The sequence below is a fragment of the Mangrovibacter sp. MFB070 genome (assembly GCF_000705335.1).
GTDB lineage: Bacteria > Pseudomonadota > Gammaproteobacteria > Enterobacterales > Enterobacteriaceae > Mangrovibacter > Mangrovibacter plantisponsor.
Genome location: NZ_JJMI01000051.1, coordinates 17,024 through 43,315, shown reverse-complemented (window position 1 = coordinate 43,315; position 26,292 = coordinate 17,024). Strand labels below are relative to the sequence as shown.

The 26,292-nt window shown below is 51.1% G+C and carries 22 protein-coding genes and 4 tRNA genes; 6 read left to right on the top strand and 20 right to left on the bottom strand.

The window, feature by feature from the left end; translation table 11 throughout:
• Positions 1-94: 94 nt before the first annotated feature.
• Positions 95-415, top strand: coding sequence for an iron donor protein CyaY (gene cyaY, locus DT73_RS22335; protein WP_036115456.1), 321 nt, complete (start codon positions 95-97; stop codon positions 413-415).
• Here the strand turns inward: cyaY and cyaA are convergent, their stop codons facing one another.
• Positions 416-2,965: a class I adenylate cyclase gene (cyaA, locus tag DT73_RS22330; protein ID WP_036115454.1), complete on the bottom strand. Its 2,550-nt coding sequence runs from the start codon at positions 2,963-2,965 to the stop codon at positions 416-418.
• 272 nt (positions 2,966-3,237) lie between these two features.
• Here cyaA and hemC point away from each other — a divergent pair, with 272 nt between their 5' ends.
• The 4 genes from hemC to hemY are packed head-to-tail and all read left to right on the top strand — an operon-like array spanning position 3,238 to position 7,318.
• Positions 3,238-4,179, top strand: a complete 942-nt coding sequence (gene hemC, locus DT73_RS22325; protein ID WP_036115452.1) for a hydroxymethylbilane synthase — start codon at positions 3,238-3,240, stop codon at positions 4,177-4,179.
• Positions 4,176-4,925, top strand: coding sequence for a uroporphyrinogen-III synthase (hemD, locus tag DT73_RS22320; protein WP_036115450.1), 750 nt, complete (start codon positions 4,176-4,178; stop codon positions 4,923-4,925). Before hemC ends, hemD begins: the two co-directional genes overlap by 4 nt.
• A gap of 12 nt (positions 4,926-4,937) precedes the next feature.
• Entirely contained in the window at positions 4,938-6,113 is a 1,176-nt protein-coding gene (gene hemX, locus DT73_RS22315) for a uroporphyrinogen-III C-methyltransferase (RefSeq protein ID WP_051691520.1), read from the top strand.
• Between the two features lie 2 nt (positions 6,114-6,115).
• Entirely contained in the window at positions 6,116-7,318 is a 1,203-nt protein-coding gene (gene hemY / locus DT73_RS22310) for a protoheme IX biogenesis protein HemY (protein WP_036115448.1), read from the top strand.
• Positions 7,319-7,847: 529 nt separating this feature from the next.
• Here hemY and DT73_RS22305 read toward each other — a convergent pair.
• From DT73_RS22305 to trxA, 19 genes are all read right to left on the bottom strand, one after another.
• Positions 7,848-7,924 (bottom strand) — tRNA-Pro (locus tag DT73_RS22305).
• A 38-nt stretch (positions 7,925-7,962) separates the two neighbouring features.
• Positions 7,963-8,049, bottom strand: a tRNA-Leu gene (locus tag DT73_RS22300).
• Positions 8,050-8,063: 14 nt separating this feature from the next.
• Positions 8,064-8,139: transfer RNA gene (locus tag DT73_RS22295), tRNA-His, on the bottom strand.
• A 55-nt stretch (positions 8,140-8,194) separates the two neighbouring features.
• A tRNA-Arg gene (locus DT73_RS22290) sits at positions 8,195-8,271 on the bottom strand.
• A 103-nt stretch (positions 8,272-8,374) separates the two neighbouring features.
• Positions 8,375-9,760 (bottom strand): amino acid permease, encoded by a 1,386-nt coding sequence (locus DT73_RS22285; protein ID WP_051691519.1) that lies wholly within the window; start codon positions 9,758-9,760, stop codon positions 8,375-8,377.
• 234 nt (positions 9,761-9,994) lie between these two features.
• The gene (wecG, locus tag DT73_RS22280; protein ID WP_036115447.1) at positions 9,995-10,735 is read right to left on the bottom strand and encodes a lipopolysaccharide N-acetylmannosaminouronosyltransferase; all 741 of its coding nucleotides are present in this window, start codon (positions 10,733-10,735) and stop codon (positions 9,995-9,997) included.
• Between the two features lie 9 nt (positions 10,736-10,744).
• Positions 10,745-12,097 carry an ECA oligosaccharide polymerase gene (wzyE, locus tag DT73_RS22275; RefSeq protein WP_036115444.1) on the bottom strand — a complete coding sequence of 451 codons (1,353 nt, stop codon included), beginning with the start codon at positions 12,095-12,097 and terminating at the stop codon, positions 10,745-10,747.
• Positions 12,094-13,170 carry a TDP-N-acetylfucosamine:lipid II N-acetylfucosaminyltransferase gene (locus tag DT73_RS22270; RefSeq protein ID WP_036115438.1) on the bottom strand — a complete coding sequence of 359 codons (1,077 nt, stop codon included), beginning with the start codon at positions 13,168-13,170 and terminating at the stop codon, positions 12,094-12,096. Before DT73_RS22270 ends, wzyE begins: the two co-directional genes overlap by 4 nt.
• Positions 13,167-14,414, bottom strand: coding sequence for a lipid III flippase WzxE (gene wzxE / locus DT73_RS22265; protein ID WP_036115435.1), 1,248 nt, complete (start codon positions 14,412-14,414; stop codon positions 13,167-13,169). Before wzxE ends, DT73_RS22270 begins: the two co-directional genes overlap by 4 nt.
• Positions 14,414-15,544 (bottom strand): dTDP-4-amino-4,6-dideoxygalactose transaminase, encoded by a 1,131-nt coding sequence (gene rffA / locus DT73_RS22260; protein ID WP_036115432.1) that lies wholly within the window; start codon positions 15,542-15,544, stop codon positions 14,414-14,416. The genes wzxE and rffA overlap by 1 nt, the downstream gene beginning before the upstream one ends.
• A 6-nt stretch (positions 15,545-15,550) precedes the next feature.
• Positions 15,551-16,234, bottom strand: a complete 684-nt coding sequence (rffC, locus tag DT73_RS22255) for a dTDP-4-amino-4,6-dideoxy-D-galactose acyltransferase (RefSeq protein ID WP_036115429.1) — start codon at positions 16,232-16,234, stop codon at positions 15,551-15,553.
• The gene (gene rfbA, locus DT73_RS22250) at positions 16,212-17,093 is read right to left on the bottom strand and encodes a glucose-1-phosphate thymidylyltransferase RfbA (protein WP_036115427.1); all 882 of its coding nucleotides are present in this window, start codon (positions 17,091-17,093) and stop codon (positions 16,212-16,214) included. The genes rffC and rfbA overlap by 23 nt, the downstream gene beginning before the upstream one ends.
• A gap of 3 nt (positions 17,094-17,096) precedes the next feature.
• A complete protein-coding gene (rffG, locus tag DT73_RS22245; RefSeq protein WP_036115424.1) occupies positions 17,097-18,176 on the bottom strand; it encodes a dTDP-glucose 4,6-dehydratase in 1,080 nt (359 codons plus the stop codon).
• Positions 18,173-19,432: a UDP-N-acetyl-D-mannosamine dehydrogenase gene (gene wecC / locus DT73_RS22240; RefSeq protein ID WP_036115421.1), complete on the bottom strand. Its 1,260-nt coding sequence runs from the start codon at positions 19,430-19,432 to the stop codon at positions 18,173-18,175. Before wecC ends, rffG begins: the two co-directional genes overlap by 4 nt.
• Positions 19,429-20,559, bottom strand: a complete 1,131-nt coding sequence (wecB, locus tag DT73_RS22235; protein WP_072007004.1) for a non-hydrolyzing UDP-N-acetylglucosamine 2-epimerase — start codon at positions 20,557-20,559, stop codon at positions 19,429-19,431. The genes wecC and wecB overlap by 4 nt, the downstream gene beginning before the upstream one ends.
• A 41-nt stretch (positions 20,560-20,600) precedes the next feature.
• Complete coding sequence (wzzE, locus tag DT73_RS22230; RefSeq protein ID WP_036115413.1) at positions 20,601-21,641, bottom strand: ECA polysaccharide chain length modulation protein; 1,041 nt, start codon at positions 21,639-21,641, stop codon at positions 20,601-20,603.
• Positions 21,642-21,655: 14 nt separating this feature from the next.
• Positions 21,656-22,771 (bottom strand): UDP-N-acetylglucosamine--undecaprenyl-phosphate N-acetylglucosaminephosphotransferase, encoded by a 1,116-nt coding sequence (wecA, locus tag DT73_RS22225; RefSeq protein WP_036115411.1) that lies wholly within the window; start codon positions 22,769-22,771, stop codon positions 21,656-21,658.
• Positions 22,772-22,973: 202 nt separating this feature from the next.
• Positions 22,974-24,233 (bottom strand): transcription termination factor Rho, encoded by a 1,260-nt coding sequence (gene rho / locus DT73_RS22220; RefSeq protein WP_036115409.1) that lies wholly within the window; start codon positions 24,231-24,233, stop codon positions 22,974-22,976.
• A 344-nt stretch (positions 24,234-24,577) separates the two neighbouring features.
• Positions 24,578-24,907: a thioredoxin TrxA gene (gene trxA, locus DT73_RS22215; RefSeq protein WP_036115406.1), complete on the bottom strand. Its 330-nt coding sequence runs from the start codon at positions 24,905-24,907 to the stop codon at positions 24,578-24,580.
• Between the two features lie 120 nt (positions 24,908-25,027).
• Here trxA and rhlB point away from each other — a divergent pair, with 120 nt between their 5' ends.
• Positions 25,028-26,290, top strand: a complete 1,263-nt coding sequence (gene rhlB / locus DT73_RS22210; protein ID WP_036115404.1) for an ATP-dependent RNA helicase RhlB — start codon at positions 25,028-25,030, stop codon at positions 26,288-26,290.
• Positions 26,291-26,292 lie beyond the last annotated feature (2 nt).

The window sequence follows — 26,292 nt, the reverse complement described above, 5'->3', positions numbered from 1 at the left end:
AACACTTGCTTACTCACGGGCCTGTGAGCGGTATTTCAATTTCCCGCGTTGTGCTTTTATACTGCCTGCACAGCCTTATAACGGGAAGCGAAACATGAACGATTCAGAATTCCACAGACTGGCCGACGAACTGTGGCTAACCATTGAAGAGCATTTTGATAACTGGGATGGCGACAGCGATATTGACTGCGAGATCAATGGCGGTGTGCTGACACTGAGTTTTGAAAATGGCAGCAAAATTATTATTAACCGCCAGGAACCCCTGCACCAGGTCTGGCTGGCAACCAAAAGCGGTGGCTACCACTTCAACCTGAAAGAAGATATCTGGGTGTGCGACCGTAGCGGGAAAACGTTCTGGGCCTTACTGGAAGAAGCCTGCTCTCAGCAAGCTGGTGAGCCGGTCCACTTCCAGTAATTATTGCTGATATTGTTGCAGTAGTGTCGCAGCGTTGCCGTCTGATGCCAGCGCTGCGGCCGCGGTAACAGACTGAGTACGGTACGGAATCACCTGAGCACGCCCTTCCCCGCTCACAATCTGGTAGAACTGTGGCAGGTTGAAGTTCACAAAGCTTGAGCCATAGGTGAAACGATCATGAGATGAGGAGTAGAACCGGCTGACATCCCGAACCAGCTCTTCAATACTGCCTTCGCAGTGATGGTAAACTTCAGCGCGGTTACCTTCATCCAGAATATAGATGTTGAACCCTTTGTCACTGTTGGTTTCTTCAAAGAAAAACTGAATAATCCCTTCACTGGCAAACCCGTCCACAACCGAAGGGAGCTGGACATGGTTGGTTTCAACCTGAACAGACAGCCCATGCAGTTTGTTATGAGAAATCGCCCCATAAAACTCGATGGCGTTTTCCAGTTTCTGCACAGACACATTCAGCCGTTCAAAGAACAACCCCCAGGTTTGCCCGGCAACACGCAACGCTTTAAAACGCCCCGGTTCAAGACGAGTGCTCGACAAGCGTAACTCAATACATTCAGAAACCAGTTGCAGAACGCGGGTACGAATTAACCCACGCAAGTGCTGGCTGTAGCAGAACACCTCAACGTTGTCTGGCGGTGCGGCATCCTGGTGCATTTTGCCCAAAATCGTTTTCAACGCTTCAATCATGGCCTGTTCGCCATTGAAATGCAGAGTACGCACTTCATTCCACGAGTTGCGATACAGCAAATCAATGCTGCCAATCAGGCATTTTTGTTCTTCACCGAAACTGAAGACATCCAGTTTACGGAAATCAAAATGCACCACCTGGTTGCGAAACGCCGTAGTCGGGTCATATTCCAGGTTGACAATAATCGCGAGATGGCGAATTTCACATGGGCTGTACAACGCTTTAGGCGTTGGTGCGGGCAGCCTGATAGGGAAATGATGAGATACATCCGACACCATTTCCTGCAATTTTGCCAGGTCACAGACACCATTGCCTTTAATGAACAGGCGAGTACGCGGTGTTAATAAACCATTGAAGTAGGCCCAGGCCACCAGCTTGTTCAGATAGCGGTTATATTCCAGTGGCTGATGGCTGATAATCGTGTCCATATGCGGCGCACGGTTATACAGATACCACCCTGAACGGTTTGCCCGGCCTGGCGGTACGTGAATAAAAGTCAGATTCGGTTCAGACAAATCTGGCGATATTTGTGGGTTCACCAGGGTGACTTTCCCGGGCAGAGCTTCAAACGCTGCGTAGAGCTTACGGGTGAGAACTCCAATATCTTGCGGGCTGGCACTGACACTCAAATTGTTGCGGCGGGCAAAACGAATCAGGTTGCGATAGCTTTGCATCATCGCATCCAGCAATTCATTATGGGCATTACGGACTTCGTCAATTTTCCAGTTAGCCCGGTTATCCAGCATCGCCAGGCGCTGTTCATCCCAGCCCCAGCTTTTCACTAACTGCCCGATAACTTCACGCCGCCAGCCAACACAAGCACGTTCCCGGCTGAGTTTTTCGCATACTTTCAAATAAAAACAGCGGCGAACCAGGTCAAGGCGAGTGGTATCGTCTATTGCCGTTAAATACTGGGTAACACGCTCCAGCATCATGCAATAGGCATCCAGCCCGAACGAGACAATTTCACCATCATGCAGGTGTTGTTTAATATCTTTGGCTAACAGACGTGTGTTGGGGTATTCCCAGGAATACGCTTCCAGCAACAGTGTTTTCAGCACGGCTTTATACGGGGAATCAATACTTTTATACAGCTGCCATAAACTGGCGCCAAAGTACTCTTCCGCAGACAGGGAGCTAAGCCCCCCCAGATCCAGCCACTCGTTAGGAGTCAGCACGCCTTGTGCATAGAGCTTCATAACATAGTCGTCATAGCTCTCTTCCTGTTCACAGGGCACCATATTCCACAGAATACGTTTCCCGGCCAGGCGCACTGCGGTGCGGTAAAATTCGTCCAGCAGTAAAATATGCTGTGTAGAACCGCAATCTTCGCCCCCCAGGCTTCCGCTCTCGTTATGCCGAAAACGGTTTTCATCAATCAGGAAGAAACTGACTTCCACACCTAATGATGCAGCCCAGCCTTCCAGTAACGCACACTTGCGCTGGAGCAAACGGCGCTCTTCGTTGTCCAGCCACGCCTGATGGCACACCCAAATATCCAGGTCAGACGAACAGCTTTGCCCAACCGATGAGGTGCTCCCCATAGAGTACACACCAGTAATGGGTAACTCACTGGTGTTTTCTTCTTGCGGGAAAGCGCCATATTTCAGCTCAAGGCTGTCGAGATAATGGCGTTGTGTGTCATCAGGGGTGTACAGACAAATTCCATGGGGAACGTTGCCATCAAGGTAGCCCGGCATTTGCGGATGATGGCAATGCAATAATGTAGGCAGCAGACTGTAAACCTGCTGAAAAGCGGGTCCCATTGCAGCCAGGGCGCGCTCCACGCGCAGTTGGTTTATGGCATCCAGTCTCTGTTTAAGAGTCTCAATATAGAGGTACAAGACGTATCGCCTGATTGGTTACAGTATTTCAAAAACGTAATCCGCATGCAGCCTTTAATGATTATAGAATGAACAGGCTGGCAATTGGTGAAAACGTGATCAATTTAACACCACGAGCATTGACCGTAAAGAAAGATGCGCTAAGTAAGTCTAGCATTCGGGCGCATCTTAATACACTTAAACTGACACTTTCAGGATAAACCCCGTTGAAACTGACACGCTTCCTCTAACAATGGTAGGATGATATTCAAGCGTTTTTTACGGTAACTAGCATGGTAGACAAAGTATTAAGAATTGCCACCCGGCAAAGCCCGCTTGCGCTGTGGCAAGCACAATATGTCAAACAACGTTTGCAGGCATACCACCCGGATTTGCAGGTTGAACTGGTTCCGATGGTCACTCGTGGTGATGTGTTGCTTGATACTCCCCTTGCAAAAGTGGGCGGTAAGGGCTTGTTTGTCAAAGAACTCGAGCTGGCGATGCTGGAGAATCGGGCTGATATCGCCGTTCACTCAATGAAAGATGTTCCGGTTGCCTTTCCTGAAGGCCTGGGGCTGGTCACCATTTGCGAACGGGAAGACCCACGCGATGCATTTGTATCCAACCACTACACCAGTCTGGACTCACTTCCGCAAGGCGCAGTCGTAGGAACATCCAGCCTGCGTCGCCAGTGCCAAATTGCGGCGCGCCGCCCTGACCTGCAAATTCGCTCATTACGCGGTAATGTCGGTACCCGGCTGGGTAAACTGGATAGCGGTGAATATGATGCCATTATTCTGGCTGTGGCTGGCTTAAAACGCCTTAAACTGGAAGACCGGGTTCGGGAAGCGCTCGCACCTGAAGTAAGCCTGCCTGCAGTTGGGCAAGGTGCGGTTGGTGTTGAATGCCGCCTCAATGATACATGGACTCGTGAGTTACTCGCACCATTGCATGATACCGATACCGCTATCCGGGTGACTGCCGAGCGGGCAATGAATACGCGCCTGGAAGGTGGTTGCCAGGTACCAATTGGCAGTTTTGCACTGCTGGAAAATGGCCAGTTATGGTTACGGGCACTGGTTGGCGCACCTGATGGTTCACAAATCATCGCGGGTGAACGCCGTGGTGAACCAGGACAAGCTGAAGCAATGGGTATTAGTCTTGCTGAAGAACTGCTGGCACGCGGTGCGCGCCAAATTCTTCACGACGTTTATCAAGGTGAAAAACCGCAATGAGTATTTTGGTCACTCGCCCATCGCCTGATGGGGAAGCGCTGGTTAGCCGTCTCCGGGCTCTCGGGCGAGAGGCCTGGCACTTTCCTTTGATTGAATTCGCCCGGGGGAATGCATTAAGCCAACTCCCGGCGCTACTGGGCGAGCTTGCACAGGGCGATTTGCTGTTTGCCGTTTCCCGGCATGCAGTGCAATTTGCCCAGGCAGAGCTTGCCGCAACCCGGTTAAGCTGGCCGGGCCATATCCAGGCATTTGCGGTTGGCCGCACTACTGCTCTGGCACTGCATACCGTGAGCGGGCTGCCAATTAGCTACCCACGAGATCGGGAAACCAGCGAAACCTTGCTACAATTACCTGAATTACAGAATGTTGCCGGGAAACGTGCGCTCATTTTGCGCGGCAATGGTGGACGGGAGTTGCTCACTGATACGCTGAGCGAGCGAGGTGCGGCAGTGACAGTCTGCGAATGTTACCAACGCCAACCCTGCCAGTATGATGGCCTTGAAGAGGCCTGGCGCTGGCAAAACCGTGGGATCCGCATACTGGTGGTGACAAGTGGCGAGATGCTCACGCAACTCACGAACACGATTCCCGAATTATATCGAACTAACTGGTTATTCCGCTGCCGGCTTGTTGTCGTCAGCGAGCGGCTGGCGCAGGTTGCCCGGGAATTGGGCTGGGAAGAAATCACTGTCGCCGAAAATGCTGATAACGATGCGCTTTTGCGCACCCTGCAATCACTTTATTAATGGGATGCCATAATGACGGAACAACATAACGACTCCGCCGCAACTGACGAAACCCGGGTGGAAGAATCCTCAGTATCACAAAACACCGGTACAACACGTCATGCGGAAGACAAGAAAAAACAGAGTGGCAGCGCAGGAATTGCGTTAGGCGTGGTTGCTATCGCCATTGCGCTGGCTTGCAGTGCCGGGGTATGGACCTGGGCCAAACATCAACTGGCAACGCAAACGTCAACCAGTGATACCGTAATTGATCAGTTAACCGCTTTGCAGCATCAGCAAACGCAGCAGAACGCCGCATTGCAAAAAACCGTTGAAGCACAGGCTGATGCACTCGCTCAGGCGCACAAACAACAACAGACCCAGGCAACCCAACTGTCTGAACTGGAACAAAAAGTGGCGACCATTTCTGGATCAGATGCCAAAACATGGATGCTGTCACAGGCAGACTTTCTGGTAAAACTGGCCGCGCGGAAGTTATGGAGCGACCAGGATGTCACTACCGCCGCCGCACTGCTGAAAAGCGCCGATGCCAGCCTGGCTGACATGAATGACCCCAGTTTGCTACCTGCCCGCCGTGCAATCACGCAAGATTTATCAACGTTGTCCGCCCTGACGCAAGTCGACTATGACGGCATTATTTTGCAGCTTAATCAGCTTACCAACCAAATTGATAATCTCCGCCTTGCTGATAACACCACGGATGACACACCAATGGACGACGACAGCAGTGAGCTGTCTGGCTCCTTCAGCCAGTGGCGTGAAAACCTGACGAAGAGCTGGCACAACTTTATGGACAGCTTTATCACCATACGCCGCAGGGATGAAACGGCAGTCCCACTGCTGGCACCAAACCAGGATGTTTACCTGCGTGAAAACTTGCGCTCACGTTTGTTAGTCGCTGCACAGGCGGTTCCCCGCCACCAGGACGAAGTGTATAAACAGGCGCTGGAAAATGTCTCGACCTGGGTACGCGCTTATTACGATACCAATGATGCGGCGACCAAAGCCTTTCTGCAAAGCCTGGACTCGCTGAGCCAGCAAGATATCAGCATGGATGTTCCGGACTCACTGCAAAGCCAGCCAATTCTGGAAAAATTAATGCAGACACGCGTGCGCAACTTATTGTCCCAACCTGGCGTTAGCGCGGATTCTGGCGACGCAACTACACAGCCGGTACAGGGAGAGTAATCATGCTGAAAGTCTTGTTGCTGTTTTTATTACTGATTGCAGGCATCGTGCTTGGCCCAATGCTCGCCGGGCATCAAGGGTACGTACTGATTCAGACAGACAATTACAACATTGAAACCAGTGTAACCGGGCTGGTTATCATGCTGGTTCTGCTAATGTTGGTGTTGTTCGCGGTTGAATGGCTGCTGCGTAAAGTATTCAGAACCGGTGCACGTACCCATGGCTGGTTTGTGGGCCGCAAACGCACACGCGCACGCAAGCAAACCCGCCAGGCGTTGCTAAAACTGGCCGAAGGGGATTACCAGCAAGTTGAGAAGCTGATGGCTAAAAATGCCGATCATGCAGAACAACCACTGGTGAACTACTTGCTGGCTGCTGAAGCCGCTCAACAGCGGGGCGATGAAATGCGCGCCAACCAGCACCTGGAACGGGCGGCTGAGCTGGCCGACAACGACCAGATCCCGGTAGATATTACCCGGGTTCGCTTGCAACTGGCCCGCAATGAAGATCACGCGGCCCGCCACGGCGTGGACAAGCTTCTGGATATTGCACCACGCCACCCGGAAGTATTACGCCTTGCTGAACAGGCTTACATCCGTACCGGCGCATGGAATGCCTTGCTGGATATCCTGCCTTCTATGGCAAAAGCCGGGGTTGCAGATGATGCACACCGCGAAGCGCTGCAAGCGCAGGCATGGCTTGGGTTAATTAACCAGGCAATGGCTGAGCAAGGCAGCGAAGGGTTAAATAACTGGTGGAAGAATCAGCCACGTAAAACCCGCCAGCAAACCTTGCTGCAGGTAGCGATGGCAAAACGCCTGATTGAGTGTAACGACCACACCAGTGCAGAAAAAATTATTCTGGCAGGTTTAAAACGCCAGTACGATGACCGGCTGGTAACACTGATGCCACAGCTTAAATCAGGCGATCCATCTGTGCTGGAAAAAGCATTGCGCCAGCAAATCAAACTGCAGGGTGACCGCCCATTACTGTGGCGCACGTTAGGTCAGTTGCTGATGCAGCACGCAGAATGGCAGGAAGCCAGCCTGGCGTTTCGTGCCGCCCTGAAACAGCGCCCGGACGCCGAGGATTATGCCTTGCTGGCAGATACTCTCGACCGCCTGAAAGAACCCGCAGAAGCGGCAACAATGCGCCGGGAAGGCCTGTTGTTGAGTGTTAACCCCAGCGACAAGCCAAACAGCTAACCTCACCTTTCTCCCATAAAAAAACACCTGCCCACTGGGCAGGTGTTAAATCAGGTCATATAACAACAAGCTTGGTGCTTCACTCAACGTTATGTCCATGGTGTCTGATGAGGGTGAAACCGACATCTGTCTTTGGACGATAAGCACCGCAAAGGCTCTGCATCATTCCTGGCATTATGAGGCATAAAGCGAACATAACAGGTGGAATGAGCATCTACCCGTATATTCTTGCACAAATGATGCCAAAGTTACAGTCAGATTATTCAGGCCTCAGGGCACGGGTGGCGGGCTTTCGCAGGGTAATGTAACGCGCCGTATCTCCCCAACAGACAAGAGATGTCGGGCACCAACGACAAGTACCATGCTGCCGGGAAACATACTTTAAAAATCATAACGTTAAATGTTACTGAATAGCGACAACAGCACGAAGGAAAGTCGCCAAACTGCGACAGAGAAAGGAAAACTGGCGTGAATGCCGAAAACTGCAATTTTAAATACAAAAAACCCCGCCGAAGCGGGGTTCTAAAATTGGTCGGCGAGAGAGGATTCGAACCTCCGACCCACTGGTCCCAAACCAGTTGCGCTACCAGGCTGCGCTACTCGCCGAAATACTGCTATTTTACTTTTTTTTAAAACCTAAGTTGTGGTGCGAGGGGAGGGACTTGAACCCTCACGTCCGTAAGGACACTAACACCTGAAGCTAGCGCGTCTACCAATTCCGCCACCTTCGCATTCCACTAAATAATGGGGTGGCTAATGGGACTCGAACCCACGACAACTGGAATCACAATCCAGGGCTCTACCAACTGAGCTATAGCCACCACTGTAAATCTTTCGCGGTCATTCTACCACCGCAGCTCAAAGCGCCTCACTAAATGGCGCGCCCGACAGGATTCGAACCTGAGACCTCTGCCTCCGGAGGGCAGCGCTCTATCCAGCTGAGCTACGGGCGCGTAGCGCCGTTGCGGAGGCGGATATTACGGACTTAGTGCTCACCTGTCTAGTGCTTTTTTTAAATAAAAAGCGCGTTTGGTTATGTTCTGTGCAACCTGTCGCTTATTTAGCTGGTTCCTGCACATTTTTAACCCGCTTATTCCGTAAAGCACACCAAATTAGTGAAATCAGCCCGAGAAAGACAATGCCCACAATCAATGAGACACGTGTTTCTGGGTTTAACCCCATGCCAACCAGGACACAAGCCAGAAAAGCCAGTGTCAGGTAGTTTGCCCACGGGAAAAGCATTGACCGGAACGGATGCGATGCCATTGCCTGCTGGTGAACCACTCTGAAACGCAACTGGCTCACCAGGATAACAAACCAGGGCAGCATTCCCGGTAACACACTGGCGCTGTAGACATAAACAAAGACACGCTGAGGCGATGGAATAACGTAATTCAGACCGGATCCAAGCAGCAGGATAACCACCGAGACCGCAACAGCAATAACCGGCACGCCATGGCGTGACACACGGGCCAGTTTAGCAGGTAACTGGCCATTCTTAGCCAGGGCATACAGCATGCGCCCACAGCTATACATACCACTATTACAACCCGAGAGCGCGGCAGTCAGCACTACTACATTAATAATCGCGGCGGCAGAAGTAATACCAATACGCGCGAAGGTCAGCACAAAGGGGCTGCCAGTGCCACCCACATCCTGCCAGGAAAACAGCGAAACAATGATAAAAATAGCGCCGACATAAAAAATCAGGATGCGCCAAAAGATTTTGCTGATTGCCCGGCGCAAGGTCACCTGCGGGTTTTGTGCCTCTCCTGCTGTAATCCCCACCAGCTCCACACCCTGGTAAGACGCCACTACAATACACAGTGCGGTTAAAAAGCCTTTCCAGCCCCCGGCAAAGAACCCGCCATGAGCGGTGAGGTTATGCAGCCCGACTGGTTGCCCATTGTGCCCAAAGCCAAAGAAAATCACCGCCAGGCCAACCACTATCATCACAATAATGGTGGTTACCTTAATCATCGCGAACCAGAACTCGATTTCGCCATACAAACGCACAGCGGCCAAATTAGCCACAGCGACTAACGCCACTGCTGTCAATGCGGGGATCCACTGTGGCAGTTCGGGGAACCAGAACTGGGTATAAACCCCGACAGCAGTGACTTCCGAAATCCCCACCGCCATCCACATAAACCAGTATGACCAGGCAGTTAAATACCCCCAGTATGGGCCGAGATAGCGGTGAGCATATACAGCAAATGAGCCTGCAACAGGTTCAAGGAAGAGCATCTCCCCCATTGAACGCATAATGAGAAAGACAAAGACCCCTGCGAGCAGGTATGCGAGCATAACAGAAGGCCCTGCCCATTTAAGGGTGCTGGAGGCCCCCATAAACAGCCCAACGCCGATTGTGCCCCCTAATGCGATAAGTTCGATGTGCCGCGCCTGTAAGCCGCGCTGCAGTGTGTTTGGTTGTGTTGCCATAGAAACGTTCCTGTACTTCAAAAGCTGCCCGGTTATGCCGGTTCTTGTGTTTTCCCGTGACAACCGCGTCCGGGAAGTTTAAAAGCGGGCAATACTTGATGAATTTTTCGGAAATAGCAAATTGAATAGCGGACAACCGCATTGCCATATGCGGCCAACACAGCCACAGGAAGGGAAAAACAACGGGGATGATTAGCTGGCGGCAAACAGGCCGCCAGCCTCACAGAACAACAATTAAAGCTGCCCTGAATAATACCAGCGTAAAAAACGCACTAAACGTAACTGGCGGCCAAGGCGGCTGGGCTGTGACAGCAAACGATACAGCCACTCGAGCCCCAGATTCTGCCAAAAACGGGGCGCCCGCTTAACATGGCCGGTAAAAACATCATAGGTGCCACCGACTCCCATATATAGCGCGTCCGGGTATACCTGGCGGCAGTCACGCATCACTCTTTCCTGCCTGGGCGACCCCATAGCAACCGTGACAAGCTCAGCGCCACTGTGTTTGACCCGTTCAAACACTGCGTGTTGCATCTCTGGCTTAAAATAGCCATCCTGCATACCCACAATATTCACATTCCAGCGAGCCTTTAATTTATTAGCGGTTTCCTGCAAGACTTCCGGTTTGCCCCCTAATAAAAACACCGCAGCCCCGGTACTCCCGGCCTTTTCCATCATGGCTTCCCACAAATCTGCACCCGCGACACGAGATACCTGAGCCTGCGGGTATTTTTTGCGAATAGCACGCACAACACTTATGCCGTCGGCATATTTATATTCAGCCAGGTCAACCAGTTCACGAATGGCATTATCGTCTTCGGTGACCAACACTTTTTCTGCATTGATGGCAATCAACGTGCCCTTGCATAACACGCCGCCGGGCCATAAAGATTCCAAAGCGTGAGCCATATTACGCCAGCCGAGAATATTCAGATGCCGGATACGGTATTCCGGCACCATCAACGTCGTTTTCATGATGTTTTGTCAGGAGTTTGAAGTGGTAGAAACCTGAGCCGCTGGGCGAAGTGGTGTTTTCACCAACCCGCTCACGTCAAATAGCCAGTAAAGCAGCTTAGCTGCGACCAGGCAGGCACCAAAGATAACCATAAAGAACACCACCCGCGAACCAAAGGCATCCAGCCCTTCGCGCGCAAGCACAATCATGTTAAAAATGGCCCCAAAGCAAAAACTGTGCAGTATCGCAGTAACATAGCGGTTTTCGCTGTTTTGCCCCAACGTATACAGCCAGTCAAACCATTTAATGATCCCCCCAACAGCTATTGCCCCCAGGGGAATAAAACCCACGCCGCCCATCACCAATAATGAGCCGATAAGGGTTGGGGATATTGCCAGCCCTGAATGGTTATTCAATACATCCCAGGTGAAGTAATTGGCAGTATTCAGTACCAGATGCGGGCGATCCGGCCACAGCCATGAAGGGATAAAAACATAAAAATCACGCCATAGCGGCGCCACTCCCTGGAAATGGATCTCACCATAGTGCTGTATCAGCAGCGCCAGGTTCTCCCAGGGTGAGAAGGTATCCCGTGTTAAATACAGGAAGGTATAGAATGCTTCAGCTCCGCGGACATCAAGCCCATAACGCTTCAGTGCCAGCCAGAACATACCAACGACACCAAGAACCCCTGCGCATGCCAGCATCCACAATGTTATCCAGCCGCGAATCAGCCCAATAAACAGGAAAATAGCAAATGCGATAATAATATTTGCCCGGGTACCACCCACAATCACATATGTCAGCAAGCCAAAACCGACCGTACTGATCAGGAAAAACAGCCAGGCGCGTTTGGTTTGGTACAGGGAATAAACCACCAGCATGGCAGGAATAAAGAAATAAAAGAAACGCTTAAGCGCCACACCCGACACTTCGCTTGAAAAGATTTGGCTGTAAGACTGCAAACGGAACAACAGGAAACCATTGTGGGCAAAGAAAATACCCAGCGTCACCAGCGAAATCACCATCAGCAACCCACAAGTAAGCTGGGTTTCTACACGGTTCATGCGGAAAAAAGGCTGAGTGGGGGCAGATGTCTTCTTCAGGCGGGTTTTATAAACCACGTAATAAATGGCATAAAAACTGGTGGAGGACAGTAACGCCTGCAGCAGAATACCCGGCGGCGCAACATCGGTATTAAAACGAAAATAGAGCGTACAGGTAAGCGGGAAGCCGAAATAAAACGTCAGCAAAAACAACAAAGAAAAAAAGACATTAAAGCTAAAACGCACCCGACGGAACTCCTGTAACGTCAGCGTGCCAATAAACAGGATGGATAGCAGCCAGACAATAAACAGGCCGCCAAACTCAACCAGACTCATGCCAAATCTCCCGAGGCAAGGTGAATAACGTGTTTCCAGCCCGCAATATAGGCAGGATTAAAAAATGCGATAGTGTTTTTATCTACCAGCGAGAGCTCGCGCTGTGCTTCACGAATCAGCGCCTCTGTCAGCGTATCATCGCTGAACAGGACTGGTACATGTTGTTCGGCCATATCCCGCCAGAAAGGGTTCTTGCGGCTCAGTACACAGGGTATTCCAGCCTGAATCAACAAGCATAGTGTACCAATCCCTTGCTGGCGTTCAAAAATGAAATAGCCCAGGTCGCACTGGCGTAACAGCGCAAGGTAATCATCAAATGCCAGCCTGTCCTGCAAAATCGTAATATTCCCGGCAGAAAACAGTGACTGCCCCGCTTCGGTAACAGTATCAATATAAGCCTGGTTATTGGGTGGGTACCCCATTGGCACCACCACCTGAACGGTATCACCAAATTGCTTATGCACCGCCTTTAGCGCGGCAATATGGGCATTGGTCGGGTCGCCAGAGTTCCCCACCAACACGGTGAGCGGCCCAGTTTTATGCGTGCGTTCCAGCGCATTAAGCGCCGGGTCCATACGGGTTGGGAAATAGAGCAACTCGCCAGGTACTCGTGGTGCACGCGACTGGAAATAATCCAGATCTCCCCGGGTTGCAAACACCCGCCCTACCCGGCGTTGCGCCAGGCGGCGTAACAGGTAAAACAACCGGTAACGAAGACTGCGCGATGTTTCATACAGATCAGCCCCCCAGATGTGCCACCAGGCCTGATGGCGCTTAATCGCCCCGAAAAGCAATGCCAGCCAGATTCCCGGGTTAAATTGCCCGTGGAAAAAGAAACGCAGTTCACGGCGTTGCTTTGCCTGTTGTTTTACTGCTTCACACAAGGCTTTTTTTGACGAGAAACACGTTATATCCAGCGCAGGGTACTGCGCTGCAATGCCAGGCTCAGACGAGACGACAAAAAAAGTACGGCTCGCAACTGAGACATCGGCAAGTTGTTCGCTAAAAAATGTGAGAACAGTTTGGTTATGGTGCGGGATATCCGAACCTAACACATGAATCAGAGTAGTCATTGTCTGCGCCAGATAAAAAATACGCTGCAACAAAGCGCGAAATAAACAAGATAAGTTGCCATATAGGCCTGCGCGGCACCCAGTGCACCATGGGCCGGAATAAGCCAGTGAGAAAAACCTGTTAGCAAGGCGAACTGGCTGACTTCCGTCAGCAAATAACAACGCAGTGAAGCTTTCGCAATAACCAGATAGCCAAAGACATAAGCACTGACCTTTAATACGTCCCCGGTCAGTTGCCAGGCAAACAAATCACGCATTGCGGCAAACTGGTGAGAAAACAGCAACCAGATAGCGAAATCCCGCAGTAACCAGACCATAAAACTGGCAAACATCACCGCCGGGATAACAAACCGGAATGCTTTACCTAACTCACGAGCAATATCGCTTTTTTCCGTTAGCCGCGACAAGGTCGGAAGTAAATAGACGCTAAATGATGCGGTAATAAACTGCAGGTAGGCATCTGAGATACTGGTTACCCCTTGCCAGATACCCACTGCTTCCCATGAGTAATGCGCGGCCAGCAAGTTACGCATCATTACCCAGGCAACAGGCAACGTGACAGTCGTCATCAGCGCCATGATAGTAAAACGTGCATACAGGCGGCTCTGCGCGCTATCCCAACGGGGTCGGAACCAGGCCAGCGGGATTCGCCCCCTGCGCCATAACACCCAGGACGCAGGTAAAGCAATCAGCGCCGGCACCAGCGCAATCCCCAATAACGCGCCGTGGTAACCGCCCAGCCGGTAGCAAACATAATAAGCTACAACGCCAACAACACTCCCGGCCATCAATGCCAGTGCATTCCCGGCTGCATCCCGAAAACCTTTGAGTACAGCCAGGACCAGGTTTGCCCAGGCTATGCCCATTTGTACCAGAGCCACCAGGCAAATCAGCCCCTGATAATCACCGGAACCAAACAAAGCAATACTGACGGGCCGGGCAGCCAAAACAAAGAAAACCGCGAGCAAAGCCGAAAAGCCAAGAACAATAGCCGATGCACTGCCTACCACTCGCTGTAATGCGGGGTTGTCCTGATGATGCTGAGCAACACTTCGTGTCACACCATTAAAAATCCCGGCCCCCGCCATTACACCTAATACAGTAACCAGTTGGCGAAAGTTCCCGGCAAGGCCGACACCGGAAGGGCCATATGAAACCGCCAGTAATTTAACGACTAATAAACCTGCAGCTATCTTGACCAGTGTGGACGCAGCGGTCCACACACTTGCTCTGGCTAATGACATCAGGAGAAGTAACTCAACAGCGTAGTAATAACCGTGCGCTGGTTAACTGGAGCCAGGTTATAGAATAAAGGCAACCGCAGCAGACGCTCACTTTCTGCTGTAGTGAAGCGGTCTTCTCCATTAAATTCGCCAAAACTCAGGCCTGCCGGGCTGGAATGCAACGGAATGTAATGGAAAACAGCCAGGATCTCTGCTTCTTTCAAAAACGCAATCAGCGCATTGCGATCATCCATATCGCGCAATTTGATGTAGAACATATGCGCATTATGGCGGCAGTCTGCCGGGATGGTGGGTAACTCAATGCGCCCCGCACGCGCCAGAGGCTCCAGAGCGCGGAAATAGTTGTTCCACAGAGCAACACGCTGTTCATTGACCCGGTCAGCCACTTCCAGTTGCGCCCACAGGTAAGCCGCTTGCAGGTCTGCCATCAGGTAACTTGAGCCAATATCGCGCCAGGTGTACTTATCTACCTGCCCACGGAAGAACTGGCTACGGTTGGTGCCTTTTTCACGAATGATTTCAGCGCGTTCAACCAGTGATGCATCGTTAATCAGCGTTGCACCACCTTCACCACCAGCAGTGTAGTTTTTGGTTTCATGGAAACTAAAGCAGCCAATATGGCCAATGGTCCCCAGTGCCCGGCCTTGCCAGCTCGACATTACGCCCTGAGCCGCATCTTCAATCACATAGAGATTATGTTGTTCTGCAAGACGCATAATGGTGCCCATTTCGCAGGCAACACCCGCGTAATGAACCGGCACAATCGCACGGGTTTTCTCGGTAATGGCAGCTTCAATTTTCGTTTCATCAATATTCATCGTATCCGGACGAATATCGACAAACACGATTTTTGCCCCACGCAGCACAAAGGCATTAGCCGTGGAGACAAAAGTAAATGAAGGCATTATCACTTCATCGCCCGGCTGAATATCAATCAGCATGGCGGCCATTTCCAGTGATGCAGTACAGGATGGCGTTAACAGGACTTTCTTACAGGAAAAGCGATGCTCCATCCATTGCTGGCAGCGGCGAGTAAACCCGCCATCACCACATAACTTCCCGCTTTCCATCGCAGATTGCATATATTCAAGTTCAGTTCCCACTATGGGTGGGGCATTAAAAGGAATCATCTTTTCTCACCTGTAGAGCCAGTACGCTGTGCCAACTGGCTGCGCACCACTTAAAACATAGCGGCGCAACGCGGGCAAATTGCCAAACTGCGTTGCGACATGTAAGCCTGTTATTTTTTGCTGCCAGCACCAGTTTTGTGCCAGCTCCATTAACACTGCGCCTGCGCCCTTCCCCCCCAACAGCCCAATTCTTGCCTGGTTGCCGGGTAACCGCCGTAACGTAACAAACCCTGAGATCAAACCTGTGGCATCGTAAGCCAGCAGGCAAACATCATCAAACGTGCCCCGCACTGCATTTTCCACCCACTGCCCATAAAAACGCCCGCTTTCGCCAGGCGCATACCATGGCGTACCAAAACGGCTGTGAGTGAACAATGTTGCAGCTAAAGTACGCAACGCAGGAATATCATGTTCCCTGGCAATAGGAAGTGCCTCAGACTGCCCGGCTGGAAGTAAACCAACGCTCAGCACAAAATCCATTTCTGCTTCTACCACCTGAAACCCCAGCGCCTGCAAAGCTGGCAGCCGCGCGGTGTCAGCAGCATCAATTTTTGCCTGAACCCGCGGCCAGTGCGCTAATTGCGCCACAGTAAGTGGCGCAGCAGAATCAGAAAAATGGATAATTCCCGAATGAATGTTGAAAAAGGTGCTTTCCCATTCAAGGGGTTCAACGCTTGCGTGAATAACCACGTAACAACTCCAGCAGGTATTGGCCGTACCCAGTCTTCGCCAGAGCCTGTGCTGCACGACGGACATCTTCGTCATCCAGCCAACCGTTACGCCAGGCTATCTCTTCAAGACAGGCAATTTTGAAACCCTGCCGCTTTTCTACTGTTTGCACAAAAGAGCTGGCTTCCAGCAGGCTGTCGTGAGTACCGGTATCCAGCCAGGCAAAACCACGGCCCAGCTTTTCCACTGACAGTTCACCCTGTTCCAGATACATTTGGTTAATTGAGGTAATTTCCAGCTCGCCACGCGGTGACGGCTTCACCTGGCGGGCATAGTCCACTACCTTGTTGTCATAGAAATACAACCCGGTGACTGCCCAGTTGGATTTTGGTTTTTGCGGCTTTTCTTCAATAGACAGCGCTCGAAAATTATCGTCAAAATCCACAACGCCAAAACGCTCAGGGTCCATCACCTGGTAGCCAAAGACTGTCGCGCCTTGCTTACGTGAAGCGGCATGATGCAGTTTGGGGCTGAACCCCTGGCCAAAAAAGATATTATCGCCAAGAACCAGGCAAGAGGCCTCGCCTTCGAGGAAGGTTTCACCAATCAGAAAAGCTTGTGCCAGCCCATCGGGGCTTGGCTGTTCAGCATAACTCAGGTGTACGCCAAACTCCTCACCGGAGCCTAACAAACGTTGAAAATAAGGTTTATCTTCCGGTGTTGTAATGATGAGAATGTCGCGAATTTTCGCCAGCATCAGCACAGACAACGGGTAGTAAATCATGGGTTTGTCGTACACAGGTAACAACTGCTTGGAGACGCCACGCGTAATGGGGTGCAGGCGTGTTCCCGTTCCCCCAGCCAGAATAATCCCCTTCATGAGTTACTCCTTCTCTTTACCAGCCAGACCCAAACGTTGGCCCTGATAGGAGCCATCCTGCACCTGTTGCCACCACGCTTTATTCGACAAATACCAGGTCACCGTTTTGCGCATCCCGCTGTCAAATGTCTCCTGGGGTAGCCAACCCAGTTCACGGGCAATTTTGCCAGCATCAATGGCATAACGCACATCGTGCCCGGGTCTGTCGGCCACAAATGTGATTAAGTCACGATAATGGCAGACACCCGCGGGTTTCTCAGGCACCAATTCTTCAAGGAGAGCGCAAACCGTTTCAACCACGTCCAGGTTAGTACGCTCGTTATGGCCGCCAATATTCCAGGTTTCACCGGTTTTACCTGTGGTTGCCACCAGGTACAGCGCCCTGGCATGGTCATCAACATACAGCCAGTCGCGTATTTGTTGCCCGTCGCCATACACCGGCAGCGGTTTTCCTGCCAGGCCATTAAGAATGGTCAGTGGTATAAGCTTTTCCGGGAAATGGTACGGCCCGTAGTTATTCGAACAGTTAGTCACGACAACAGGCAGGCCATAAGTCCGGGACCAGGCGCGAACTAAATGATCACTGGCAGCTTTGGACGCACTGTATGGGCTGCTGGGCGCATAAGGTGTTTGTTCGGTGAAGAAGCCGTTGCTGTCGTGCAGATCACCATAGACTTCATCGGTAGAAATATGGTGGAAACGGAATGCCTGCTTTTTAACTGGCTCCAGAGTTTGCCAGTAGTGGCGTGCTGCTTCCAGCAAGGTATAAGTGCCAACAATATTGGTATCGATAAACGCAGCCGGGCCATCAATAGAGCGGTCCACATGGCTTTCTGCAGCAAGGTGCATCACGATATCTGGCTGGTATGTATCCAGAATACGCGCCATCTCAGGCCCGTTGCCAATATCAGCCTGTTCAAATGCAAACCCCGGTAATGATGCAACCGGCGCCAGGGATGACAGGTTACCCGCATACGTCAGTTTATCCACCACCACCACGGAATCCCGGGTTTGTTCAAGGATATAACGCACCACGGCAGAGCCGATAAAACCGGCTCCTCCTGTCACCAATATTTTTCTCATCGCCAGACTCCTTTTGTATCCACCACCCAGCGCTGTTGAATTGCCTCCGGGGCAACCGCACGGAATGGGGCGTGATCCACTAACATAACCAGAATATCGGCATGTTTTAGTGCATCCTGAGTCTCTGTTAGTTGGCAATGAGCCAAACTGTCCGGTAACTGGTGAATATTAGGTTCCACCACCAGCGTTGTTCCACTATGCCACTCGGCAATTAACCGGGTGATTTCCATGGCCGGGCTTTCCCGCAAATCGTCGATATTGGGTTTAAATGCCAGACCAAAACAGGCAATAGTGAGTTCACTGGCTTTGCGGCCACTCTCTACCAGGCAATCGGCCAGCGTCGCTTTCACCCGTTCAATAACCCAGTGCGGTTTGTAGTCGTTCACTTCGCGTGCAGTGCGAATCAGGCGAGCCTGCTGGGGATTTTGTGAAACAATAAACCAGGGATCCACTGCAATACAGTGCCCACCAACGCCCGGGCCGGGTTGCAGAATGTTGACTCGCGGGTGGCGGTTGGCAAGGCGAATCAGTTCCCACACATTAATGCCCTGTTCGGCACAAATCAGTGACAGTTCGTTCGCAAATGCGATATTGACATCACGGAAACTGTTTTCAGTCAGTTTGCACATCTCGGCAGTGCGGGCATTGGTCACCACACACTCCCCTTCCAGAAAGATGTTATACAAGGCACTGGCACGAGCGGAGCAGGTTGGCGTCATCCCACCAATTACGCGGTCGTTCTTGATCAGTTCCACCATGACCTGGCCGGGTAACACGCGTTCAGGGCAATAGGCAATATTCACATCCGCCTTATCACCAGCTTGTTGTGGAAACGTGAGATCAGGGCGCAGCGCTGCCAGCCAGTGAGCCATTTGCTCGGTACTGCCTACCGGGGATGTAGATTCCAGAATAACCAGAGCCCCTTTTCTCAGTACCGGCGCAATGGATTCGGCCGCCGCTCTGACAAAACGCATATCTGGTGCGTGAGCATCTTTAAATGGTGTGGGAACCGCAATCAGGTAAGCATCCGCTTCAACTGGTGTCTGTGATGCCCGTAAATAACCATCCTGAACGGCCTGTTTCACCACGAGATCCAGTTCAGGTTCGACAATATGAATTTCCCCACGATTGATGGTCTCAACAGCATGCGCATTGATATCTACGCCAATAACCTGTTTTTGCCGTGAGGCAAATGCTGCCGCCGTGGGTAACCCAATATAGCCAAGACCAATCACGGATATGGTAGAAAAATTCATAATGTTACCTGGTTGTTTTTTAACGCGGTTAAAATACGCTGGCATGCCATGCCATCCCCATAAGGGTTATGCGCTTTGCTCATTTGCTGGTAAGCAGCATCCTGTGTCAGTAACTGTGTGACAGCAGCAACGATGTTGTTTTTATCCGTTCCCACTAACTTCACTGTTCCGGCGTCAATTGCTTCAGGGCGCTCAGTGGTATCGCGCATTACCAGGACAGGTTTACCCAGTGAAGGGGCTTCTTCCTGAATTCCCCCTGAATCAGTCAGGATGAGCCAGGCATGGTTCATCAGCCACACGAAAGGCAAATAATCCTGAGGTTCAATCAGTGCCACGTTTTCAACATGCCCCAAAATTCGGGTTACGGGTTCACTGACATTAGGGTTCAAATGCACGGGATAGACAATTTGCACATCGGGCCAGTTAGCGGCGATGTCGGCCAGCGCATGGCAAATTTGTTCAAACCCACGACCAAAGCTTTCCCGGCGGTGCCCGGTTACCAGGATCGTCTTTTTCTCTTTATTAAGGAATGGGTAATGCTTTTCCATGCGCTGGCGCAGAGCGCTGTCCTGCAAAGCACGGTCGCTGACAGACAGCAACGCATCGATCACTGTATTCCCCGTAACAAAAATATGCCGGTCTGACACGTTTTCATGCAGCAGGTTTTGGCGGGCATTGTCTGTGGGGGCAAAATGATAATGTGCCAGCCGCCCGGTCAGTGTCCGGTTCGCTTCTTCCGGCCATGGGGAATAGAGGTCTCCAGTGCGCAACCCGGCCTCAACATGGCCTACAGGGATTCGCTGGTAAAATGCCGCCAGGCTGGTGGCCATGGTTGTGGTGGTATCGCCATGCACCAAAACCACGTCTGGCTGATACGACATCAGGATGGGTTTTAACCCCTCCAGGATTCGACAGGTGATTTCAGTTAACCCCTGGCCCGGCTGCATGATATTTAAATCATAATCCGGAGTGATTGAGAAAAGGTGCAGCACCTGATCCAGCATCTCCCGATGCTGGGCAGTGACACAAACTTTTGACTCAAAAAAGGGGTCATTTCCCAGAGCATGGACCAAAGGAGCCATTTTGATAGCTTCAGGTCGTGTGCCAAAAACGGTTAAAACTTTCACGTTTATTCTCTTTCTTTGGGAGACTTTATAACGGCGGTTCGCTATGCCTTACGGCGGGCCAGAGCCACTCCGGCCCCAACCAACGCACCAATAAAGCCCCACATTACTAATAAGAAAACACGCCGCGGGCTGTCCCGTTTAACCGGTTCTTCCGGTGTTCTCAGGTAGCGGTATGTTTGAAAGTTGTCATCAAGTACCGGCCCCACTGCCAGCGTAGCCAACATGGCGCGATTCTGCTCGTAATCCATATTGTAATCAGGCCCGGTTGCTTCCAGGTTTTCCAGTTGCGCTTTGAGTAGTGGGCGCCCCAACATAAATAATTCAGAAGGCGGGAGTTCCTCCGCAGGTGTCTCAGCCTGGTTGTGAGTAATGTTTTGCTGTTCCGCTATCGCCAGTGCTGCCTGAATGTTATGCAGCTTGCGCTGATACACCGCTTTCGCCACTGCATCCTGGCGCTTAATTTGCGCCTGCATCTGTACGGTACGAGCGGCCCATGCACCTTTCAGCTCCCCATTAAGATGGTGAGCAGCCCGCTGGCTGGCAAAAGCAATGTACTGGCGTAACAGATTATTCGCTGATGGAGCATTCTCAGCCACCAGACGGGTGTTGTCGTTGGTGTTATGCGCTGGGTCTGCAGGTGTAAACTGGATATTGTTAATCAGTTCATCCAGCAATGCCGCGTTATTATGGCTGTTACTGGTCTGGCGCTGTTTGTAATAGTCGGTCTGCAACCAAAACGCCCGCCGGGTATCCCAGGAAGACAACTGCATCACGAATTCTTTATAGGCCTCGGCCATTGGTGAAGGCTGGTCGGGCGAAATCAGTGATGACTTAATATCCAGATTTTGCAAAAACTGCTGTTGGGAATAGAAGCTGTTCAGCATATTGACCGTTGGCTGGTCCGTAATTGCGGTGGCACTCCACTCTTGTTTGGCAAGAAAGCTGTAGACAAGCGCCAGCAACCCAAACAGCACGGCGACACCGGCAATCCATGTTTTCCCTGCCCACAGAGTGCGAAACAGTTCACGGATATCCAGTTGGTTATCCACCCCATATTGCTCATCAGTTGACTCTTGTCTCATTGTTTTCCCGAAAATTATTTGGTTAACGTTGGATTACGGTGAGAGCTACGACGAATACGCCGTTTGACACGTTTGATGAAACGCACCACTTTCCATGCGCGTTTTATACAGTAGCCGTACAGCAGAAACGCAGGCAGAAAACACATCAACATGCCCCATTCCGGCATCAGTTGGAAATATTCACACAGGACGCCGAAGGTGGCTAACAAAGCGGCCGCCAGGGTTATCAGGACAAATGCCTGCCGGGACGAAAAACCAGCCCGCATTATCAGGTGGTGAATATGCTGCCGGTCAGGTGAAAAGGGGCTCATGCCTTTCCGTAGCCGACGATACATAATGGCAACCATATCCATCAGCGGAATAGCGATTATCCACAACGCGGTAACCGGGTTAACCGGTGGGTTCTCTCCCTGTGTGGTTTCCAGCAATATCCAGATAATGGTAAAACCAATCAGGGTACTGCCCGCATCGCCCATAAATACTTTATACCGGCGGCCTAATACACCCAGGTTGAGCAGAATGTATGGCATGATGGCGGCAATCATGGCGAAGCACCACATCGCCAGGCTCACCTGGCCGTTAAACCACAGGATGATACCCAGCGCAGCGAAAGAGACGCTGGACAACCCACCCAGCAGGCCATCAATGCCATCAACCATGTTAAAGGCATTGATAGCAGCCCACACCGCGAATAAAGTCAGAAAATAACCGAAGGGGCCAAGTTCCATTTCCCACGCGCCAAACAAATGGCCCAGGCTGCTCAGATACAAATTGCCCATCACCATTATGACAATGGCGATAGCGGCCTGAACAAAAGCGCGGAACTTCACGCTGATGTCAAACCGGTCATCAAGTGCGCCGACCAGCACCAGAATACCCGAGCAGATCAGGTAAAGTTTTGCATGGGGAACGTAGTAAAGAGAATTGACGCTGGCGACAAGAAACGCCGCACAAATGCCGACATAGACAGAGATACCGCCGACTAAAGGGACGAGCCCCTGGTGCCGTTTACGGTAATTAGGACGGTCTACCAGACCAATCCGTTTTGCCATTTTTCTGGCAAAAAAGAGGAAAGCGAAAGTGAAGAAAAAGACATACAGGATGTCCGTACTCATACCGAGTAGATTCACGTTAAATAACTCTCTGCGCTACATGCACAAGCAAAGGGCACTATTGTAATACGCAAAAAATGTCGAAGGTATCCGAAATCCTCTTACTTCTTTTTGCTTCCACTGCCCGGATGTTACCAGCCTCGATTGCTGGCGATGGAATTATAGCAGATAAAGAAAAACGCCACGTCAATGCGTGGCGTTTCCCCGAGTTGACCTGAAATTATGAGCGTTTCATCATGTCGAAGAAATCATCATTGGTCTTCGTCATCGCCAGCTTGTTAATCAGGAACTCCATTGCGTCAATTTCACCCATCGGGTGGATAATTTTACGCAGGATCCACATTTTCTGCAGTTCTTCAGAAGTGGTCAACAGCTCTTCTTTACGGGTACCGGAACGGTTGTAGTCAATTGCCGGGAAGACGCGTTTTTCCGCAATCTTACGGGACAAGTGCAGTTCCATGTTACCGGTGCCTTTAAATTCTTCGTAGATAACCTCGTCCATTTTGGACCCGGTATCAATCAGCGCAGTTGCGATGATTGTCAGGCTTCCGCCTTCTTCAACGTTACGCGCAGCACCGAAGAAACGTTTCGGGCGATGCAATGCATTCGCATCCACACCACCAGTCAGGACTTTACCTGAAGCCGGTACCACGGTGTTATAAGCACGCGCCAGACGGGTAATGGAATCGAGAAGAATGATAACGTCTTTTTTATGTTCAACCAGGCGTTTTGCTTTCTCAATAACCATTTCAGCAACCTGAACGTGGCGGGAGGCTGGTTCGTCAAACGTAGACGCGACCACTTCGCCTTTTACCAGACGCTGCATTTCGGTTACTTCTTCCGGACGTTCGTCAATCAGCAGAACCATCAGCACGCAATCAGGGTGGTTATAAGCAATACTCTGAGCAATATTCTGCAGCAGCATTGTTTTACCCGCTTTTGGCGGTGCCACAATCAAACCACGCTGGCCACGGCCAATCGGGGATGCCAGATCCAGAACACGTGCGGTGAGGTCTTCTGTTGAGCCGTTACCACGCTCCATACGCAAACGTGAGTTGGCGTGCAGTGGAGTCAGGTTTTCAAACAGAATCTTGCTACGGGCGTTTTCTGGTTTGTCGTAGTTAACTTCGTTAACTTTCAGCAACGCGAAATAGCGTTCACCTTCTTTCGGCGGACGAATCTTACCTGAGATAGTGTCCCCGGTACGGAGGTTGAAACGGCGGATTTGGCTGGGAGAAACGTAGATGTCATCAGGACCGGCGAGGTAGGAGCTGTCTGCAGAGCGGAGGAAACCGAAACCATCCTGCAATATCTCCAGTACACCGTCACCAAAGATATCTTCCCCGCTTTTCGCATGCTGCTTGAGAATAGCGAAGATGATGTCCTGCTTGCGCATACGGGCAAGGTTTTCCAGCCCCATATTTTCGCCGAGAGTAATCAGCTCAGAAACCGGCGTATTCTTTAATTCGGTAAGATTCATAGTGGTGGGTTCTTAAACTCGGGGTAAATCTCGAACTTAGTATCATGAAATGGTATGGAAGGGTTCATCCATGCCTGTTAATAGTTGCCGCTTATGTCTGACCGCTGCCTGGTTGAGGAAAAACACAGAACTGATTCGATGAGACGGAATAAGGGGACAACCCTGAATAAATAACTTAGCTTACAAAAAACGTTTAATACAGAATTTGCAAGGCTTTAGGGGTATTACAAGATTCAAACGAAAGACATGTTCAAAAGAAGTTAGCCATAACTTAGCACGACAAATGCCGGGCGTCCAGCAGTCCACAACATTTATGGAAAACTGGATGCGCCGGCAAGGCAAAATTATGCCAGGTTCGCGTCCAGAAACTCTTTCAGCTGACCTTTAGACAATGCGCCAACTTTCGTTGCAGCGACTTCACCGTTTTTGAACAACAGCAGGGTCGGAATACCACGGATACCGTATTTCGGAGCCGTGCCTGGGTTCTGATCGATGTTCAGTTTGGCAACAGTCAGTTTGCCCTGATACTCATCAGCAACTTCATCCAGAATCGGGGCGATCATTTTGCAAGGACCACACCATTCTGCCCAAAAGTCAACCAGAACTAACCCATCAGCTTTTAGCACATCCGTGTCGAAACTGTCGTCGGTCAGGTGAATAATTTTATCGCTCATGTTTTACTCCACAAGATTATGCCTGGGTGGTTGGTGTAGCATTAACCAACACAAAGGTTGACTTTATTTCACCGGATACGCTTTCGTAAAGCAATAGTTAGCTGATATTCTATCACCCTTATGAGCAAAACACATTTAACCGAACAGAAGTTTTCCGACTTCGCCCTGCACCCTCAGGTGGTAGAAGCCCTTGAAAAAAAAGGGTTCTATAACTGCACGCCTATTCAGGCACTGGCACTTCCGCTGACTTTAGCCGGGCGGGATGTTGCGGGGCAGGCGCAAACCGGTACAGGCAAAACGATGGCGTTTTTAACGTCAACGTTTCATTTTTTACTCTCCCACCCTGCACCAGAAGGTCGCCAGACTAACCAGCCGCGCGCATTAATTATGGCGCCAACCCGTGAACTGGCGGTGCAAATTCACTCTGATGCGGAACCACTCGCTGCGGCAACTGGCCTCAAAATGGGCCTGGCTTATGGTGGCGATGGTTATGATAAACAGCTCAAAGTGCTGGAACAGGGTGTTGATATTCTGATTGGCACAACCGGTCGTCTTATCGACTACGCCAAACAGAATCACATCAATCTGGGCTCAATTCAGGTAGTGGTACTGGATGAAGCAGATCGCATGTACGATCTTGGCTTTATCAAAGATATACGTTGGCTGTTCCGCCGTATGCCGGCTGCCACGGAACGCCTCAACATGCTGTTCTCAGCAACCTTATCTTACCGGGTGCGTGAACTGGCATTTGAGCAAATGAACAATGCTGAATATGTTGAAGTGGAACCGGAACAGAAAACCGGCCACCGCATTAAAGAAGAACTGTTCTACCCGTCCAATGAAGAAAAAATGCGTTTGCTCCAGACACTGATTGAAGAAGAGTGGCCGGAACGCGCAATTATTTTCGCCAACACCAAACACCGTTGCGAAGAAATCTGGGGGCATCTTGCCGCCGATGGCCACCGTGTCGGTTTACTGACTGGCGACGTCGCGCAGAAAAAACGCCTGCGCATTCTGGACGAATTCACGCGTGGTGACCTGGACATTCTGGTAGCTACTGATGTTGCCGCTCGCGGTCTGCACATCCCGGCTGTTACCCATGTGTTCAATTATGATTTACCGGATGACTGCGAAGACTATGTGCATCGCATTGGCCGTACCGGGCGTGCTGGCGCCAGTGGGCACTCCATCAGCCTTGCCTGTGAAGAGTACGCGCTGAACCTGCCTGCGATTGAAACGTATATTGGGCACTCAATTCCGGTGAGCAAATACAACCCGGATGCACTGTTATCTGAGTTGCCGCCGCCAAAACGTTTAACCCGTCCGCGTCCAAACGGCCAACGCCGTGGTGGTGCGCCGCGTAACCGCCGTCGTCAGGGTTAATG